This is a genomic window from Niallia taxi, from assembly GCF_032818155.1.
Classification (GTDB): Bacteria; Bacillota; Bacilli; order Bacillales; family Cytobacillaceae; genus Niallia; species Niallia taxi_A.
Map to the genome: position 1 here is coordinate 236052 of NZ_CP102590.1, position 18233 is coordinate 254284.

At 37.9% G+C, this 18233-nt stretch carries 19 protein-coding genes; 16 read left to right on the forward strand and 3 right to left on the reverse strand.

Features of this window, described 5'->3' with window-relative positions; genetic code table 11:
• Window positions 1-67 precede the first annotated feature (67 nt).
• Both srtB and NQZ71_RS20360 read left to right on the forward strand, forming a co-directional pair.
• Window positions 68-826 (forward strand): class B sortase, encoded by a 759-nt coding sequence (gene srtB / locus NQZ71_RS20355; RefSeq protein ID WP_317012229.1) that lies wholly within the window; start codon window positions 68-70, stop codon window positions 824-826.
• Window positions 827-925: 99 nt separating this feature from the next.
• A complete protein-coding gene (locus NQZ71_RS20360; protein ID WP_317012230.1) occupies window positions 926-1780 on the forward strand; it encodes a hypothetical protein in 855 nt (284 codons plus the stop codon).
• Between the two features lie 52 nt (window positions 1781-1832).
• Here NQZ71_RS20360 and NQZ71_RS20365 read toward each other — a convergent pair whose 3' ends face one another.
• Window positions 1833-2666, reverse strand: coding sequence for a GNAT family N-acetyltransferase (locus NQZ71_RS20365; RefSeq protein WP_317012231.1), 834 nt, complete (start codon window positions 2664-2666; stop codon window positions 1833-1835).
• A 320-nt stretch (window positions 2667-2986) separates the two neighbouring features.
• Between NQZ71_RS20365 and NQZ71_RS20370 the strand changes: the two genes are divergently transcribed.
• From NQZ71_RS20370 to NQZ71_RS20385, 4 genes are all read left to right on the forward strand, one after another.
• Window positions 2987-3538: a GNAT family N-acetyltransferase gene (locus NQZ71_RS20370; RefSeq protein WP_275007113.1), complete on the forward strand. Its 552-nt coding sequence runs from the start codon at window positions 2987-2989 to the stop codon at window positions 3536-3538.
• Window positions 3539-3658: 120 nt separating this feature from the next.
• A complete protein-coding gene (locus NQZ71_RS20375) occupies window positions 3659-3925 on the forward strand; it encodes a hypothetical protein (protein ID WP_317012232.1) in 267 nt (88 codons plus the stop codon).
• Window positions 3926-4034: 109 nt separating this feature from the next.
• Window positions 4035-4169 carry a hypothetical protein gene (locus NQZ71_RS20380; RefSeq protein WP_260054687.1) on the forward strand — a complete coding sequence of 45 codons (135 nt, stop codon included), beginning with the start codon at window positions 4035-4037 and terminating at the stop codon, window positions 4167-4169.
• 100 nt (window positions 4170-4269) lie between these two features.
• A complete protein-coding gene (locus NQZ71_RS20385; RefSeq protein ID WP_317012233.1) occupies window positions 4270-4686 on the forward strand; it encodes a VOC family protein in 417 nt (138 codons plus the stop codon).
• A 64-nt stretch (window positions 4687-4750) separates the two neighbouring features.
• On the opposite strand, the gene NQZ71_RS20390 is transcribed toward NQZ71_RS20385, so the two are convergent.
• Window positions 4751-5293, reverse strand: a complete 543-nt coding sequence (locus NQZ71_RS20390) for a helix-turn-helix domain-containing protein (protein WP_317012234.1) — start codon at window positions 5291-5293, stop codon at window positions 4751-4753.
• A 255-nt stretch (window positions 5294-5548) separates the two neighbouring features.
• On the opposite strand from NQZ71_RS20390, the gene NQZ71_RS20395 reads away from it, so the two are divergent.
• The 3 genes from NQZ71_RS20395 to NQZ71_RS20405 are packed head-to-tail and all read left to right on the forward strand — an operon-like array spanning window position 5549 to window position 7475.
• On the forward strand, window positions 5549-5776 hold the full coding sequence (locus tag NQZ71_RS20395) for a PLD nuclease N-terminal domain-containing protein (protein WP_144454547.1): 228 nt from the start codon (window positions 5549-5551) through the stop codon (window positions 5774-5776).
• An 8-nt stretch (window positions 5777-5784) separates the two neighbouring features.
• A complete protein-coding gene (locus NQZ71_RS20400; RefSeq protein ID WP_275007104.1) occupies window positions 5785-6684 on the forward strand; it encodes an ABC transporter ATP-binding protein in 900 nt (299 codons plus the stop codon).
• Window positions 6685-6686: 2 nt separating this feature from the next.
• Window positions 6687-7475, forward strand: a complete 789-nt coding sequence (locus NQZ71_RS20405; protein ID WP_260054684.1) for an ABC transporter permease — start codon at window positions 6687-6689, stop codon at window positions 7473-7475.
• 76 nt (window positions 7476-7551) lie between these two features.
• On the opposite strand, the gene NQZ71_RS20410 is transcribed toward NQZ71_RS20405, so the two are convergent.
• Window positions 7552-9051, reverse strand: a complete 1500-nt coding sequence (locus NQZ71_RS20410; protein ID WP_317012235.1) for a nitrate/nitrite transporter — start codon at window positions 9049-9051, stop codon at window positions 7552-7554.
• A 486-nt stretch (window positions 9052-9537) separates the two neighbouring features.
• Here NQZ71_RS20410 and NQZ71_RS20415 point away from each other — a divergent pair, with 486 nt between their 5' ends.
• From NQZ71_RS20415 to NQZ71_RS20445, 7 genes are read left to right on the forward strand one after another with little or no spacing between them, the layout of a single operon-like run.
• Window positions 9538-13200: a nitrate reductase subunit alpha gene (locus NQZ71_RS20415; RefSeq protein ID WP_317012236.1), complete on the forward strand. Its 3663-nt coding sequence runs from the start codon at window positions 9538-9540 to the stop codon at window positions 13198-13200.
• Window positions 13190-14752 carry a nitrate reductase subunit beta gene (gene narH, locus NQZ71_RS20420; RefSeq protein WP_317012238.1) on the forward strand — a complete coding sequence of 521 codons (1563 nt, stop codon included), beginning with the start codon at window positions 13190-13192 and terminating at the stop codon, window positions 14750-14752. Before NQZ71_RS20415 ends, narH begins: the two co-directional genes overlap by 11 nt.
• Entirely contained in the window at window positions 14745-15326 is a 582-nt protein-coding gene (narJ, locus tag NQZ71_RS20425) for a nitrate reductase molybdenum cofactor assembly chaperone (RefSeq protein ID WP_317012239.1), read from the forward strand. The genes narH and narJ overlap by 8 nt, the downstream gene beginning before the upstream one ends.
• A gap of 43 nt (window positions 15327-15369) precedes the next feature.
• Window positions 15370-16008, forward strand: coding sequence for a respiratory nitrate reductase subunit gamma (narI, locus tag NQZ71_RS20430; protein ID WP_317012494.1), 639 nt, complete (start codon window positions 15370-15372; stop codon window positions 16006-16008).
• Between the two features lie 34 nt (window positions 16009-16042).
• Window positions 16043-16495, forward strand: coding sequence for a GAF domain-containing protein (locus NQZ71_RS20435; protein ID WP_317012240.1), 453 nt, complete (start codon window positions 16043-16045; stop codon window positions 16493-16495).
• Between the two features lie 4 nt (window positions 16496-16499).
• Window positions 16500-17555 carry a sensor histidine kinase gene (locus NQZ71_RS20440; protein WP_260054679.1) on the forward strand — a complete coding sequence of 352 codons (1056 nt, stop codon included), beginning with the start codon at window positions 16500-16502 and terminating at the stop codon, window positions 17553-17555.
• A complete protein-coding gene (locus tag NQZ71_RS20445; RefSeq protein ID WP_144454537.1) occupies window positions 17548-18201 on the forward strand; it encodes a response regulator transcription factor in 654 nt (217 codons plus the stop codon). Before NQZ71_RS20440 ends, NQZ71_RS20445 begins: the two co-directional genes overlap by 8 nt.
• Window positions 18202-18233: the final 32 nt, after the last annotated feature.

Consider the following 18233-nt stretch of genomic DNA (forward strand, 5'->3'; position numbering starts at 1 on the left):
TCAAGCTCCCCTAAGGCCTTGGCTAAAGAGGAGCATCTTTTATTTCAAGATATAAGGCGGGGTGAACGTGACAACAACTATACAGCGAAAAAAATTCAACTGGATCCAAGCATTAATCCTGTTTATTTCACTTGGCATATTCGTTTTTAGTCTATTAAAAATTGGCGATATTGTGTACGGTTATGCGAAAAACGACCAAATTATGAAGGATATTCAAGCAGTTTATCATGAAGAGGCAAAAGCAAATGACCAAGCTTCAGTTACACCGCTCCAAAGTCTAACAGACATAAATCAAGATATTGTTGGCTGGCTGACAATTGCTGATACAAAAATTGATTATCCGATCCTTCAGACCACCAATAACGATTACTACTTAACACATAACTACAAAAACGAAGTGTCAAAGGAAGGCAGTATTTTTATGGACTATCGAAACAGTGCAGACATCACAGAAAAACAAACGATTCTTTATGGTCATGAAATGAAAAATGGCTCTATGTTTGGAGAACTCAAGAAGTTTTTAGACTTAGATTTCATATCCCAGCATAAGAGTTTTTCCTATCAAACAAATGCTGCCAGTTACGAGGTGGAAATATTTTCTGTGTATGCAACAACTACAAGCTTTGATTATTTAAAGACAGAGTTCTCAAGTGAAGCTGACTACAAAGAATATTTACAAACTATTTCAGATAAATCTATTTATGACTTAAATATGCCGATAAGTGAACAAGACCAAATCATTACATTATCAACATGCAGTAACCTTTCAAATCCAAAGGATGGCAGACTTGTAGTGCATGGAAAACTTAAAAAAATCCCGTCATAATGGATAGTGAAATAAAGGAAATTCGCCTTTTGCGCAGAAACATTAGATATAGCGAAATAACAAAAAGTCTTTAACAGGGTGATAAAAATAGAAAAACTAATGATGCAAAAATGGATGGATTTCTCCTCGAACATGAATTATGTTGATGGTCAAATAACAAATGACGGAACATTAGTGTTGATAGAAACGGAATTACAGGAACTCGAATATATACAGTGGCCTGTTCCTAAAAGAAATTGGACAATTAGAATGATAAAGGAGGATAGGGACGAAGCCATAGAATTAAAGAATGTTCCGCTCACACCGTCAATGGTTGATTTTTTTTCCGATGGTACTATTTTAATTGTACAATCTCGATGTAAAGGTGATGGAAAAAATCTTGGGCGAAATGCCAGACGGTATAATCCAAATGGACAATTAATCAGTGCATTTACACTTGGTGATGGTATCAATGACGTGCAAATTGATGAGACAGACACTATTTGGGTCGGTTATTTCGATGAAGGTGTATTTGGAGATTATACTTATGGTGAACCAATGGGCAGTGATGGTTTAGTTGCTTATTCAATCGAAGGACAAAGGCTTTGGGGCGCAGGTCAATATGAGATTGCTGATTGTTATGCACTAAATGTGGTACATTCAAAGGAAGTATATTTTTACTACTACGATGATTTTCATCTTGTTCAGCTTAATGATCAACAAGAAGTAGCACGGTTTCTGGTAGAAGGTGATGATACCTTTCAACAATTTATCTTCGATCAACAAAGCTTAATTGTTCAAGTGGATAGCTACACAATAATGCGCTATAAAATAAGAAATCGTACGATTACTCCAGTTGATAATCTGTACCTTATTGATGAACACGGAAAGCGAATAAGTGGGCAGGTTTTCATGCGGGGCAAGTATCTTTATGCTTTTGGCAAAAACGGATTATATAAAAAAATCTTTTCGTGAGAAATCACTTTCGGATATAAAAAGGCGGGGCTCAACCATTAGGCTGAGTCCTTTAATTAGTTAGGTGATAGTCATAATAATCTTGAGAGTGGTAGCTTCTAAAACCACAAGCTTCATAAAGCCTAAGGGCATGATGATTTTTGGTCTCTACCTCAAGATAAATAGATAGACCTTTCTGATTCATGTTGTTTACAATGCAGGATAAAGCTTTTCTACCAATACCGTTTCCTTGAAGTGCTGGAAAGATCGCAAACCCATAAATCCATGCTTCATTATTTGCTTCAGCCACTCTCATTTTCCCTGCCGTTTCCCCGTCTACTGTAATAATAAATCTTTGCTCTTGGCTGTTTTCTCTGAGTATTTCATTATAATGCCGTGCTTCCTCTTCCTTAAAACCGAATGCTTGGATATCAAGCTGAACTTCCGCTTCAAAATCCTCAGTTGAAAGGGATGGCCTAATAATGACTGTAGGATCTACATTCATTTCTATTGCTTGCCACTTCATTTGATACTCTGTCATATAATACGTACAAGGTATGCTTTTAAGGAAGCTTTTTGCAGATGCAGAGTCAGCAGGTGCATTCAATAAAAGACTCTCGATATTGCGATCGTTTAAATCTTTAACACAAGCTTCAAATAGCATCGAAAAAACCCCTTTGCGGCGAAAGTCCGGATGAACCATGCCACAAATCTCTACTTTATTGCCAAATCCATAGCTGCCGAGAAATCCGACTAGCTGACCGTCTTCATAATGAAAATAATCCTCCTGAAAATCTCCTTTTCTGGATTCCAGCATATCGAAATTAAGCTTCAGCTCGTATTTTTCTTTGCTTTCACATATAGCTTTAAGGTCTTTTATTGCTAGTAATTGTTCTTTTGTTAGCATGATCTCAGGCACCTCACTTCTTATTTCTTACTATATAACTATCATACATGATTTTTACCGTATATTAGTTAACAATAAAAAAGCTTTTTCCATAAAATATATCAAATCATTCTTAGGTTCATCATCAACATGCTTAAAAGGTTATATAGCATCAACATCAAAGCTTGAAATGATCACTTGATTGTCTATCCTATTTTTCGAGGCTTTTTTTAATAATTAAAGACAAAAAAATGGAAAGCAAGTGAATAAAGTCTATTTGTAGGATGCAAACCATGTTTTGGTGTAAAATATGGTTAAAAAGCTGAATTGGAGTTATCTTCATGGAAATAAAAACAGTTGCCAAATGGGACGAAGAGCTTTGGCAGGATGCTAATACCCTGTACAATGAAGCATTTGGAGAAAAAGGGGCCAAGCCAGTTAAAATTATCAAAAACATGCTGGCAAAAGGCATAGCCGAGCTTCATGTCGGCTACAGTGACAAAAAACCAGTTGTCATGGCACTCACAGGGAAGCTAATAAATGACAAGGTAATGCTCATTGACTATTTGGCCGTATCAGAAACAGAGCGGAATCACGGTATTGGCAAACAATTTGTTGCATTAATGAGACAAAAGGCAATTGCAGAAGGATATGAAATGTTAATTATCGAAGCAGAGTCAGAAATGACACCAGACAATAAAAGGCGTATGGCCTTTTGGCAAACATGCGGTTTTCGGCTCACTGCGTATATCCATACATATATTTGGGTTCCGGAAACCTATCAGGCGATGTATCTTCCGTTAACAGATAAAGTGACGGAGAAACAAGGGGAAGAGCTGTTCGTTTCTATTAATACATTTCACCGTTTATCTTTTAGTGAGGTTAAGAAATAAGACTGTTTGCGCAGGACAACTATGAAAAAATAGACAGACAGTTCTGAAATACGGATTTTCCAGCCTTAGAAAAAGACATGCACGTAAGGTGTCGCTATAATGGAATACGGAGGTGTTATCATGACAGAGAATTCTATTACCATACGATTTGCGATACTACTTGGATTACTAGAGGGACGCGAGCCGATGCCAAAGGATGTTGGTATGGCGGTTTCCCCAGAAGAGTTTAATGCAGAGGTGCAAAGAATGGAGCACGAAGGCATTATTGATAATGTTAAATATGCAAAAGGTGCTCGCGATGAAGTGCTGGTCGTATTTCTTAAGGAAGCGGTAGTAACTCCCCGCGGCAATGCATACATAGATGAATTAATGAAACGTTATTCTTAAAAGACAATCGAATTATTCGGTTGTCTTTTTTGTTGGAAGTATCAACGAGTAATGCAAACTGAAATTATGGTATTATATGGTAAAAGGTAATGTTAAGGGGGAAATTCAGTTGGGATTTTTTATTGCCATAATGGTGTTGGTTATCATGATTAGCTGCTTATCCATCGAAGGCAACATGAAAAAGCAAGCACACCAACAGAAAGAATTAATTGAATTATTACGAGAGATTAAAGAGAAATTATAAGCCGTATTTGCAAATTTAAAATCATATACATAGAAATGGTATAATAACAAGAAGCATTTATGCTTTAATTGGATAAGAACTATTTAATGGGGGATTTATTTTGAACTATGTTTTAGACCATGTCGGAATTGCCGTACGAAGCATTGATGATACATTACCATTTTATCTTACTGTTTTAAAAGGCACATTAGAGGACCGTTATACAAGTGATGCGCCAGGTGTTGAAGTGCATGTAGCTGTAGTGCGAACGGAAGATAAAGTAATCGAATTACTAGAACCAACAAACAAAAACTCGCCAATGGCCCGTTTTATTAAACAGCGCGGGAAAGGGGTACACCATCTTGCTTATCGTGTTGATAATTTAGATGATGCAATATATGAAGCACGCAAAGAAGGAGTCCGTTTTCTCGATGATACACGAAGAGTAAACGCACGAGGAAGACGGCTAATTTATTTAAACCCAGCTTCGACGAATGGTACATTGATTGAGTTTTGTGATTATGTAAAGAGCTATTAGCATAAGTACAATTAAAGTATGGAGAAAAAGGAGCATGTTTCATTGCTCCTTTCTCCATACTGTTTTAAGTTTCTGGTATGATGGTTATTGCAACGGTTCTAAAAGGCTCACTGTCCTTATTTGTTTGCGATCTGTTATGGTATTTAACTATTAGCTCATTCAGCTCTTGCTGGAAATGGTGGAAGCTCTTTTCATCGAGCTTCATTTCAGCTAAAGAGAAGGTAGAAAGATCCTCTGTCCTTTCTTGGTCGTTTAATTTTGCTAAATAGCTTTCGTATTGATTTAAAAGCGCTATTTGATAAAACGAAAAATAATTCAGCTTCTCCTCTGTTGTTGCGTTCTTCCAATCTGCCCCCTTTAATTTCGCTTCCTCTGCATTTAAAACATAATACTTTTCCACAACAGAACGAACTTTTCTTTCCTTAACAATCCGTATAATACCGGCATCCAGCATGACTTGAATATGTCGATACACAGTTGCTTGTGGTACATCCTTAATCATCTTTACCATTTCTAACGGTGTCAGTCCGTTTTCACCACTTCTTATTAGGGCTTGAGATATTTTTATTCGCACAGGATGGATTAATGCTTCCGCTTTATTTACCATAATTAGCTCCAGTCTAAAAGTGGTATTCCTCTAAAACACAGTTATAATAGTCGATTTGTGCCAATAGGAGCACCCGATTTTAACTGTCCTTCTTCACAACGATCCACTTCTGCCATTTAATTTTATATTTTGATAATGTTATCATTATATAGAATAATAATGAATTTAACAATAATAGGCAAAAAATGAGTGCTAAAAGGAAAAAAATATGTTATCGTTATCGATAATGATAATAAAAAGGAGGAAATAAACTGTATGAATTTACATTACGGGTTAGATGATTTAAAGGACTTTGATTTTGTCGCGATTTTGCCAATTATATTACCGTTTTTTTTAATAGGCTTTATTTTAGTTCTCCTTGCATTAATTGATTTATTTAGAAATCGAACATATCGGCAGCATGTTTTGATGTGGACGCTTATCATTTTGCTTATTAACCCAATTGGCCCAATTTTGTATTTTATTATAGGAAGAAAGGGGTAAGAGTAACGATGAAATTAGAAATAAAGAATGTAACGAAAGCATATAAGCAAAAGATTGCCGTTCATAACTTTTCAATGGAAGTCCAAACGGGTGAATGTCTTGGTTTAATTGGACCAAATGGAGCAGGTAAGTCAACTTTAATTAACATGGTCGCAAATATTATTGAATCCGATACAGGACAGATTTTATTGGATGGAAAGAGAATATCATCCATGAGGAAAGAAATAGGCTATTTGCCACAATTCCCAAATTTCTATAACTGGATGACAGCAACGGAAACGCTTATGTTCATGGGACAGCTTTCAGGGTTGAAGAAAGAAAAGCTAGAGAGGGAAATTCCGCAGCTACTAACGAAAGTCGGCTTAAGTAAAGAGGGGAACACACGAGTTAAAACCTTCTCAGGTGGTATGAAGCAAAGACTAGGAATTGCGCAAAGCTTATTGCATAAACCGGCATTTATTGTAATGGATGAACCAGTCTCAGCATTAGATCCTATCGGCAGAAGAGAGGTATTGAACATCATTCAAGAAATAAAAAAAGACACCACGATTCTTTTGTCTACCCATATTTTGCAGGACGCAGAAGAAATTTGTGAAAGATTTGTCATTATTAAAGAAGGACAAAAAATCGAGGATACTACAATCGTCGAATTATTAAATAGAGATAGCAATAATAAAATTAATTTTGAGATTACTGCAGCTAGTTTACATTGGCTTAATATTATTAAAGAGCTCTCCTATGTTAAGAACGTCGAGGTCTTTGGTAATAAAGTGAAAATAGAAGTGGAAGATATACAATCGAATAAAAATATGTTATTAGCTAGTGCTCTAGAGCATCATGTAGATATTATAAGATTTGCCATGGAAAACGATAGTTTAGAAGAAATATTTTTGAAGCTGGTGGTGTGAAAATGACTAACTTTGCCGTGTTAACTAAAAAAGAATTAGTGCAAATGCTGCGTGAATTAAAAATTGTTTGGTTCCCACTTGTGTTTGTCTTTTTAGGAATGAGCCAGCCAATTTTGAACTATTATTTACCTGCTATTATAAAATCTTTAGGAGGAAATCAAGGCATAATCATTGATCCTAATATGATAGCTCAAAAAGGTGGAGATGTGTTAGCAGGTACGCTCGGCTCTCAATTTGATCAATTAGGGGTTATTATAATCATCGTATCATTAATGGGTGCAGTACAATCCGACAAAGCAAACGGCATGTTAGCATTTATCATGACAAGGCCAGTAAGGATAGCAGAATACCTTTCAGCTAAAATATTTTCTAATTATCTCTTTGTTGCAGCGAGTGTTGCAATAGGCTATCTGGTTTCCTGTTTATATGTGAACTTTTTATTTTCCAATGTTAATCTTGTTGATATGCTGTTAGCACTGTTTTTCTATTTAGTATGGGTACTTTTTATAGTTTTGTTCACAACAATGATTAGTACATTATTTAATGGTCAGGGTATAATCGCGTTACTATCCATTGGATTTTTATTACTATGCAGAGTTATTGTTGGATTAAGTCCTGCTATTGATTTGATTAATCCTGCTGCTATGAGCAAGCATGCTATGGAAGTGCTAACGATGAGTACAATCAGTTCTACTTTAGTTTGGAATCTTCTCCTAACAATGCTTTTAAGTATATTAGTAATACTGGTGTCACATAAATGGATCTCAAAGAAAAAATATCACCACGTATAAACCTCTTTTAGATTTGTTTCACCATGAAAAGAGGGCACCAAATATATGATTGGTACCCTCTGTTAATTATTGATTTTTATCCATTTACACTTATATCATTTAACATCCCCACATACTTCTTCACTTCTCCAGATTTACTCTTAATTGCACTTATAGTAATCCATTGCTGGTAAAGCTCTCCGTTTTTTCGTTTGTTATAAATTTTTCCTTCCCAATATCCGCTCTTGTATATAGACTCCCACATATTTTGATAGAATTCGGGATTATGTTTGCCTGATTGAAGAATGCTTGGATTTTTGCCAATCACATCTTCCTTTGCATAGCCTGTTAATTTTGTAAATGAAGCGTTAATGTCTTCGATAATACCATTTTTGTTGGTAATTAATATGGCTTCTTTCGTTTCATGAATAATTTGTTTTTCAATAAAAAGATTGTCCTTATAGAACATCCATACAACAATCACAAAGCTGACTAATGCAAACTCTGAAATGGCCATAAAACCGATTGAGTATTGACCAGTTGCATTAAACACAAAGGAGAGTACTAGTGGTGGAAAGAACCCGCCTAAGCCGCCCATTGCCGACACGATTCCATTAACGATTCCAGCTTGCTTGGAGAAGTACATTGGAACAAGCTTGAAAATGGTCCCATTTCCTATCCCTGCCGCTAATGCAATCGTTAATACACCTGCTGAATAGAGCTCAATAGAAGGGGAGAATGACAGTAGAACCCCTGCTAACGCCAGTCCAATAAATACAAACATCAATATTTTATATGGATTAAATTTGTCTGCTAAAAAGCCGCCTGTCGGACGCATAAGTGTTGCTAATACGATAAAGCCCGCTGTTCTTAAACCAGCGTCCACTCTGTCTAATTCAAAATGAGTAGTAAGAAAGTTTGGTAGATAAACAGTAAAGGCAACAAAGGCACCAAAAGTAATGAAATAAAATAAACATATGAACCAAAGTGTAGAGTTTTTATATACTCCCTTGATCTGGTTTACTAGTGAAACTGTTACCTTTTGTTCTTTCCTGTCGCCTAAGAAAATATTTAAGGCAGCAAATACGAGCAGAAGAATTAAATACAGCTGCACAGTTTGAGCCCAGCCAATCGATTTCGCCACAACTGGTGCGGCAAATGTACTAATCGCAGTACCTGCATTACCTAATCCGTAAATACCATTAACAAAGCCATGGTTTTCCTTTGGATAATACTTCGGGATAGATGTTACCCCAACGGAAAATACGGAGCCGCCAATACCGATAAGCAACCCGCCGATAATTAAATCAGCCATTGAATCCGCTTTACTTATTAAAAAGACAGGCAGCAAAAGCAGGATAAAACTGATACTATGAATAATTCTTGCTCCAAACCGGTTTGTATAGTATCCAACAGGTATCCGCAATATGGACCCCAGAATAACCGGAACAGCTGTCACTAAGGCAGTCTGCCCGTCTGTAAGGGGAATATCCTCCTTAATAAACGAAATAAGTGAGGATATTAATACCCATACCATAAATCCAGTTATTAAGCTTGATGTTTGAAGAGATAATTGTACGCTTCTTAATTTACTCATTGTAATCATCCTTTCTCCAAAAGTGTGTTTTTAAAATACGTGAATTCATGAATAAAAAATATGCTTACTAGAAGTGCTATTTAAAAGCCTAGGAAGTCCCGTTACAAGACATAGGGTACATGATTGCCAAACAGCCCGCAATAGAGAAAATAAACCGTAAACTTTGTGAATTACATGAAGGGATATTAAAGCTCATATTATTATAAACGCTGATAAAACAGGCTTTTAACTATGCATTTACTAACTTATTTTTCTGTAACTTTGTGAAAGTTTTCAAAAAACTGTTCGGTTGCTTGAAAAAATAGGGGGATTCCCTTAAACGATTTTTAAGGAGCTAACCACTGTAAATTTGAACATTTTGCGACAATTGATTATTACGCCCCCCTAATAAGGCAATATAGGGAAAATCCCTAATATTCCTTCAGTTGTTGGCTCGATACAATGGAATGGTAGATAGAGTCGGTTTTAAACAGGAGGGCTCAAATAATGAGTAAAACAGCAAAAGGATTAAACTTTTTTAAGAAAACGGAAAAATTTAACGGGAACTGGTCCTTACTACAAGAAGCGGACCGTGATTGGGAAAATGTCTACCGCGGGCGTTGGGCACATGATAAAGAGGTGCGGACTACCCACGGTGTTAACTGTACAGGTTCATGCAGCTGGAAGGTTTTCGTGAAAAGCGGAATTATTACTTGGGAAAATCAAGCAACAGATTATCCAAGCTGCGGACCTGATATGCCAGAGTTTGAGCCAAGAGGCTGCCCTCGCGGAGCAAGCTTTTCATGGTACGAATACAGTCCGCTCCGCATTAAATACCCTTACATGCGTGGGCGTCTTTGGAAGCTGTGGCAGGAGGCTTTAAAAATACATAAAGATCCAGTCAAGGCTTGGGCAAGCATTGTGGAGGATAAAGAAAAAGCAGCGTCCTATAAAAAGCTTAGAGGAAAAGGCGGCATGATTCGGGTAACATTTGAGGAAGCGAACCAGATGATCTCTGCGATGCTTATCTATACGATAAAAAAATATGGACCTGACAGAATTGCTGGCTTTTCCCCAATTCCTGCTATGTCTATGATCAGTTATGCAGCAGGCAGCAGGTTTTTAAGCTTAATAGGTGGAGAGCTATTGAGCTTCTACGATTGGTATGCGGATCTTCCGCCTGCATCTCCGCAAATATGGGGAGAACAAACAGACGTACCAGAATCAAGTGATTGGTATAACGCTGGCTACATCATGATGTGGGGCTCAAATGTACCATTAACACGTACACCTGATGCGCATTTTATGACAGAGGTTCGTTATAAAGGCACAAAGGTTGTTTCAGTAGCACCAGACTATGCAGAAAGTGTGAAGTTTGCAGACAACTGGCTCGCACCACATCCAGGAACAGATGCTGCTTTAGCACAAGCGATGACACATGTAATTTTAAAAGAGTTTTATATTAACAGAAAAGAAGAAGCCTTCATTCAATACGCGAAAAAATATACAGATTTGCCATTTCTATTGAAGCTGGACCCAATGAGTGACGGCAAGTTTAAAGCTGGAAGGTTTTTACGGGCAGAAGAGGTCCTGGAGGATGACAATATGGTAAATGGTGCGTGGAAGCCGGTTCTTTTAGATGGAATTTCCAACAGCATCGTTGTGCCAAATGGAACAATCGGACAGCGCTGGAATGATAAAGAAAAATGGAACTTGAAGCTTGAAACGGAAACGGGCGAAGCAATTGACCCGCTCCTATCGACTTTCAATCAAGCTAACCGTGAAAAAGCAACGATACAATTTCCGCTCTTTGATTCCAATGGAAATAAAGTCTTTGACAGACCAATATCCGTTATTCCGATTCCGCTTGCAGATGGTACGACTCAATATGCGGCAACCGTTTATGATGTAATGCTTGCTCAATACGGGGTATCAGAAGATGCAACAGTTACGATAGAGGATGATATTTATACACCAGCATGGCAAGAACCAATTACTGGAGTGAAAGCTAGTATTGTGGAACAGATTGCAAGAGAATTTGCGCAAAACTCAATTGATACAAAAGGGCGCTCGATGATTATTATGGGTGCAGGCATTAATCATTGGTACAACAGTGACACTATTTACCGTGCTATCTTAAACTTAGTTATTTTAACGGCTTCAGAAGGGGTTAATGGCGGAGGCTGGGCACATTATGTTGGTCAGGAGAAATGCCGTCCGTATGAAGGGTGGGGAACCATTGCCTTTGCGAAGGATTGGCAAGCACCGCCACGTCAGCAAAATGGAACATCTTTCTTCTATTTTACATCGGATCAGTGGAGATATGAGGAGGAGGAGCTCGGCAATAAGCTATATGCTTCACCGCTTGTAAAGGATATTACATACAAGCATCCTGCTGATTATAATGTGCTTGCCGCAAGACTTGGCTGGCTGCCTTCTTATCCGCAGTTTGATAAAAACTCCTTAAGCTTTGCAAAGGAAACGGCAAAGAAGGAGGATATCATCCCGAATTTAGTAGAGGAATTAAAGTCAGGCAAGACGTCCTTTGCTGTAGAGGATCCAGATAATCCGGTGAACTTCCCCCGTGGTTTGTTTGTGTGGCGTTCTAATTTAATGTCAAGCTCCAGTAAAGGGCAGGAATACTTCATGAAGCATTTACTTGGAACAACAGAAAATGTATTAGCTGAGCCAAGCAACAGCTTTAAGCCTGAGGAGATTAAATGGCATGAGGAAGAACAGACAGGCAAGGTTGATTTATTAGTCACATTAGATTTTCGCATGACGGCAACACCAATGTATTCAGATATTATCCTGCCTGCAGCAACTTGGTATGAAAAGGAAGATTTAAGCAGTACAGATATGCATCCATTCGTGCATCCATTTAATAAAGCGGTTGACCCTGTTTGGGAATCAAAATCAGACTGGAATATCTTTAAAGGTCTTGCGAAATCATTCACAGAAATGGCCCAAACGCAATTTGACGGACCTGAACTAGATGTTGTGACAGTACCGCTTAATCATGATGCACCGTCAGAAATAGTTCAGCCGTATGGATTGGTGAAGGATTGGAAAAAAGGCGAAATTGAGGCTGTTCCTGGTAAAACGATGCCTAACTTTGCACTTGTTGAACGGGATTATCGCCAAATCTATGACAAATTCATCTCATTAGGACCTAAAGCAGGCACGTATCCAACAGGCGCACATGGCGTTAACTACAAAACGACCGAACAGTATGAGGAATTAAAGCAATCATTAGGCGTATATGACGACGATACCATCAAAAATGGTTTACCGATCATTGCTAATGAAAAAAATGTTGCGAACAGTATTTTAGCTTTATCAAGTGCAACAAACGGAGAGTTAGCGGTAAAAGCTTGGGAAACGATGGAAGAAAAAACAGGCATGCCATTAAAGGACATTGCTGTAAAGCGTCAAGGTGAAAAAATGACGTTTGAAAGTGTAACAGTGCAGCCGCGGGAAGTCATTCCAACACCAATTTTTACTGGCTCTAATAATGATGGTAAACGATATTCCCCTTTCACAACAAATATTGAAAGATTAGTACCATTTAGAACGCTGACGGGGCGTCAGCACTTCTATCTCGATCATGAATTGTTCTTTGAGTACGGGGAGAACTTACCAGTTTATAAACCAACATTGCCGCAAATTGTCTTTGATGAAAAGGATAATATGGAGGTTGGTGAGAATAATCTCGTTCTGCGCTTTATGACACCGCATGGTAAATGGAATATTCACAGTATGTATCAGGATAATCAGCATATGCTGACACTGTTCCGCGGTGGGCCAACCGTTTGGATAAGCGATATGGATGCCAAAAATTCTGGTATTAAAGATAATGATTGGCTAGAGGTATTTAATCGAAATGGTGTAACAGTTGCTAGAGCAGTAGTCAGTCATCGTATGCCGCGGGGCTCCATGTTCATGTATCATGCCCAAGACCGCCATATCAATATGCCTGGCTCCAAACTGACTGGGAATCGTCCAGGAAGTCATAATGGCCCAACAAGAATACATGTAAAGCCTACGCAGATGGTAGGCGGTTATGCACAGCTAAGCTACGGCTTTAACTATTATGGTCCAATTGGCAATCAACGGGATTTATATGTAATTGTCCGTAAGCTTGAGGAGGTTGACTGGCTTGAAGATTAAAGCACAAATCGCAATGGTTTTAAATTTAGATAAATGCATCGGCTGCCATACATGCAGTGTCACATGTAAAAACACATGGACAAATCGGCCTGGTGCTGAATATATGTGGTTCAATAATGTCGAAACAAAACCTGGTATTGGCTACCCAAAACGCTGGGAGGACCAAGAGTATTATAAGGGCGGCTGGGAATTAACTAAAAAAGGAAAGCTTCAGCTTAAGTCTGGTTCAAAAATAAACAAAATTGCAACAGGAAAAATCTTTTACAATCCAGACATGCCTAAACTGGATGACTACTACGAGCCTTGGACCTATTCATACGATAATTTATTTTCACCAAAGGAACGTGCACAGCAGCCTGTTGCACGTCCCCAATCCTTAATAAGCGGCAAGGAAATGGAGATTGAGTGGGGACCGAACTGGGAGGATGACTTAGCTGGTGCTCCCGAAACAGCACCACTTGATCCAAATATCCAAAAAATCGAAGAAGAAATAAAAATGAATTTTGATACGGCGTTTATGACCTATTTGCCAAGACTTTGTGAGCATTGCTTAAATCCAGCCTGTGTTGCTTCCTGTCCAAGTGGTGCGATGTATAAACGGGATGAGGACGGCATTGTGCTTGTTAACCAAGAGGCTTGCCGAAGCTGGCGCTTTTGTATGTCAGGCTGTCCCTATAAAAAAGTATATTTCAACTGGAAAACAAATAAAGCGGAAAAATGCACATTTTGTTTCCCAAGAATTGAAAACGGCTTGCCGACAGTATGCTCTGAGACGTGTACAGGACGGATTCGCTATTTAGGTGTTTTGTTATATGATGCAGATCGTGTAGAAGCAGCAGCTTCAACGGAAAACGAACAAGATCTGTATAAAGCACAGCTTGATTTATTCCTTGATCCAAATGATCCGGAGATAATTAAGCAGGCAAAAAAAGACGGTGTGCCAGAATCATTTATAGAAGCAGCACAAAATTCGCCAATCTATAAAATGGCGATTGAATATAAAATAGCGTTCCCGCTGCATCCAGAATATCGAACATTGCCAATGGTTTGGTATGTGCCGCCGCTTTCCCCAATTATGAGCTATTTTGAAGGCAGGGATTCTATTAAAAATCCAGATATGATTTTTCCGGCCATTGAAGAGATGCGAATTCCTGTAAGCTATATCGCAAGTATGCTTACTGCAGGTGATACGGATGTGGTTATCCTTGCCTTACAGCGCATGGCAATGATGCGGCAATATATGCGTGCAGCATCCTCCAATAAAGAATTTGATCTAACTCGCTTAGAGCGTGTTGGTTTAACGGAAAAGACAACAAAGGAAATGTATCGTTTGCTTGCTATAGCGAAATACGAGGATCGATTTGTTATCCCTACCTCTCATAAAGAAGCCTATATGGATGCCTATAATGAACAGGGAACGTCTGGTTTTGACGCATGCAATGGCTGCTCTCTTGCTGGAAATGGAGTAGGCGCAAATAATAGTCCCGCAGTGAACACGGCAAACCAAAGCTCATATGAGAAGAATTTTTATGGAGGGATATGGCGTGATTAATCAGCACGAATTCGAACAAAAAAGACCAATAATGCAGGAACTAAGTGCTATGCTGCTTTATCCGCAAGGAAGTCCTATAAAGCAGCAGGACTTCCCAATCCTTGAGTCATATGGTGACAGCAATAAAGAAGTGGCAGCAAATATCAATCGGTTTTTTGACTATTTTAGTGAATTAACCTTATTGCAGCAACAGGAGTATTATGTTCAAACATTTGACTTTAATAAAAAAACACCGCTGCATATGACATTTGCAAAATATGAAGATGCAAAAGAAAGAGGCCAAATACTAGTTCAATTGAAAATGATGTATGCGATGAGTGGTCTGGAATTGAACTCGAAGGAGCTATCAGATCACTTGCCATTAATGCTCGAGTTTTTGGCAAATGGAGAGTGGATACATGCTAATCGTCTTCAAAAATGGCAGCTGCTATTTGCGATAATGGAAGATGGAACCTATTTTCTTTATCAGGAATTAAAGAAACAAGAAAACCCATATCAGTATGTCATCCAAACTGTGCGAATTCTATTAAAATCATGTATGGAATTAGAGATGGAGGCGGAAAAAGTTGAATAGTGTTACACAGCTTTTTTGGACAATTATTCCCTATATATTTATCATGATTTTTATTTTAGGTATGATTTTTCGCTATCGATATGATCAATTTTCGTGGACAGCTAAGTCAAGTGAATTACTAGAAAAGAAGAAATTAATGATTGGCAGCAGTTTATTTCATATCGGGATTATTTTCGTGTTTTTCGGTCATGTCGGTGGACTGCTTGTGCCAATCGAAATAACAGAAGCATTTGGTGTTAGCGATCATCTGTATCATACAATCGCAGTTTGGAGCGGTGGATTTTTCGGGTTCATAGCATATGTCGGAATCATCCTGTTAACATGGAGAAGACTTTCAGATGTTCGGGTGCGATCCATTAGCACCTTTTCCGATATAGCTATTAATATAATTTTAATTATTGTCATGTCTCTTGGTATTTTCAGTACCTTTTTCGGCACAAGCAATCAACCGGATTTTAACTATCGTGAAACAGTATCCGTTTGGTTTCGTCAGTTATTTATTCTACAGCCAGACGGCAACCTGATGAGTGGGGTTCCGCTGTTGTTTAAATTACATATCCTTTCAGCCTTTGCCTTGTTTGCTTTATTTCCCTTCAGCAGATTAGTACATGCATTTAGCCTGCCAATAGGATATATTAAAAGACGATATATAATTTACCAAAAAAATGTAGTGCGCAAGTAAATCAAGAAGATGCCAGAAAAGGGAATGAGGACAAGTGACTCTTAGTTTAGAACAAAAAATCACAGATATACTAATTGAAATACGACTACAGCTTGAAGTAGATTTTGTTGGGTTAGCGATGGCAGCGGAAAACGCAGACGGAGAAATAGTTATTAAGTGGAAATACGTTTCTAATAATCGCAATAATCGCTATCAAAAAATTGTTCTGCAAGTAGGAAAAGGAATAGCCGGCATTGTATGGAAAACAGCTCGACCATATGTAGTGGAAGACGCAAAAAAAGATATCCAGGAAACGAAGGATTTTCCGTTAACCATAACAGAGCAATTGGTCAGTATGGCAGCTATTCCTCTTTTAAACGGGAATGAGGTTCAAGCTGTTTTATTAGGTGGATTTAGAAAAAAGAAAAAACTGAATCAAGAATTTATAGATCAATTGATTTCTCTTTGTACAGAAATAAACCCATTATTACTTGAAGTAAGGGGATGAAAAAATGGGAGTTGCCATGTCTAAACAGAAATTAATCGAAGCTATGTTTCAAAAAATGAATGATGCGGTATTTTTTCTGAAGCGAAATGAAGTACTTTATATGAATCCAAAAGCAATGGAGCTTATCAGTAAATTCGAAGTGGATTTATTTAATATGCCGTCAATATGCCATGTTTGTAATGGGATGACGAATGAAAAAGGCTATCAAACCTGCTCAAGCTGCTTTATAGAAGGCGACAAGAATCTAGAATCCTTTCAATTATTTTTAGCGAAAAAAAACGATACAAATTCAGGTGATATTCCATTTAGCGGCAGCTACTTTCTATTGGATGAGCTTGAGGAAGTTAATGTGTTAGTATTAAGAAATTTAACGAATCAACAAGAAACAGAAAAGCTTCAGTATCAGAAGTCATTAACAGAATATGTGATTCATGCGTCAGAGGAAGAGCGAAAACGACTTTCAAGAGAACTGCATGATGGTTTAGCACAAGAAATATACAGTGCGCTCATTCAATTACAGTCAATGCGTTATACACCAGATTTCGATAAAGTAAAGGAAACAGCAAGTAAAGTGGAAACCATTATTGTTAAATCCCTTAACTCCATCAAATCAATGGCAATAGACTTACGTCCAGCCGCATTAGATGATATGGGACTTTATGCTGCACTTAAATCTTATTGTAAAAGATATGAAGAAACATTCGGGATGGAGGTAGAGTTATATAGTAATATTCAATCCGAACGTTTTGATGGCAATATCGAAACAATGGTCTACCGAGTATGCACAGAAGCACTTATAAATGCAGCGAAATATGCCGATGTTGAGCAGGTTGTTGTGTACCTATTGGCTGGTAAAAAGCAGCTTCGTGTAGAAGTTATGGACGAAGGGGTAGGCTTTGATTTGCATAATATCCATGTTAAGGGCTCAGGCCTTGGCCTTCGTAATATGGAGGAGAGAATTTCTCTACTTGGGGGAAAGGTTTCTATCGAGACATCCATTGGCATCGGAACAAAGGTTTTAGCTGTTATTCCATTAGAACAGGAGGATAACAATGATTAATGTGTTGATTGCAGATGATCATGCCATTGTAAGAAGCGGTCTGTCATTTTTAATTGAGGCACAAGAGGATATGCAAGTGGTAGGGACTGCTGCTGATGGTCTTGAAGCTTCTTATTTAGTAGAAAGACTGCAGCCAAATGTAGTTTTAATGGATTTAAGCATGCCTCCTGGAGAGAATGGCCTTTCGGCAACTAAAAAAATTAAAAAAGCTTTTCCACATATTAATATATTAATACTAACGATGCATGATGATGAGGAGTATCTGTATCATGCATTTAAATCAGGCGCAACAGGCTATATTTTAAAGAATGCCAAGGATGATGAGCTGCTGAATGCGATTCGCTCTGTCAAAAATGGAGGGAGATATATTCATTCAAAGGTATCAACAAAAATGGTGCGTGAGCATATTGAGAGTCCTTTGCAAGAGCCTGAATTCGTGGATTCTTATTTTTTATTATCCAATCGTGAGCAGGAGGTCCTTCCATTAGTTGCACTGGGATATGGCAATAAAGAAATTGCTGACAAATTATTCATTTCTGTTAAAACAGTGGAAGCACATAAAGCAAATATGATGAGTAAATTAGGGTTAACAACAAGACCGGAGCTTGTTCAATATGCCATTAAGAAAAATTTAATAGATTTATAAGGTAAGCCCAGTATATATCTTTGTATATGATT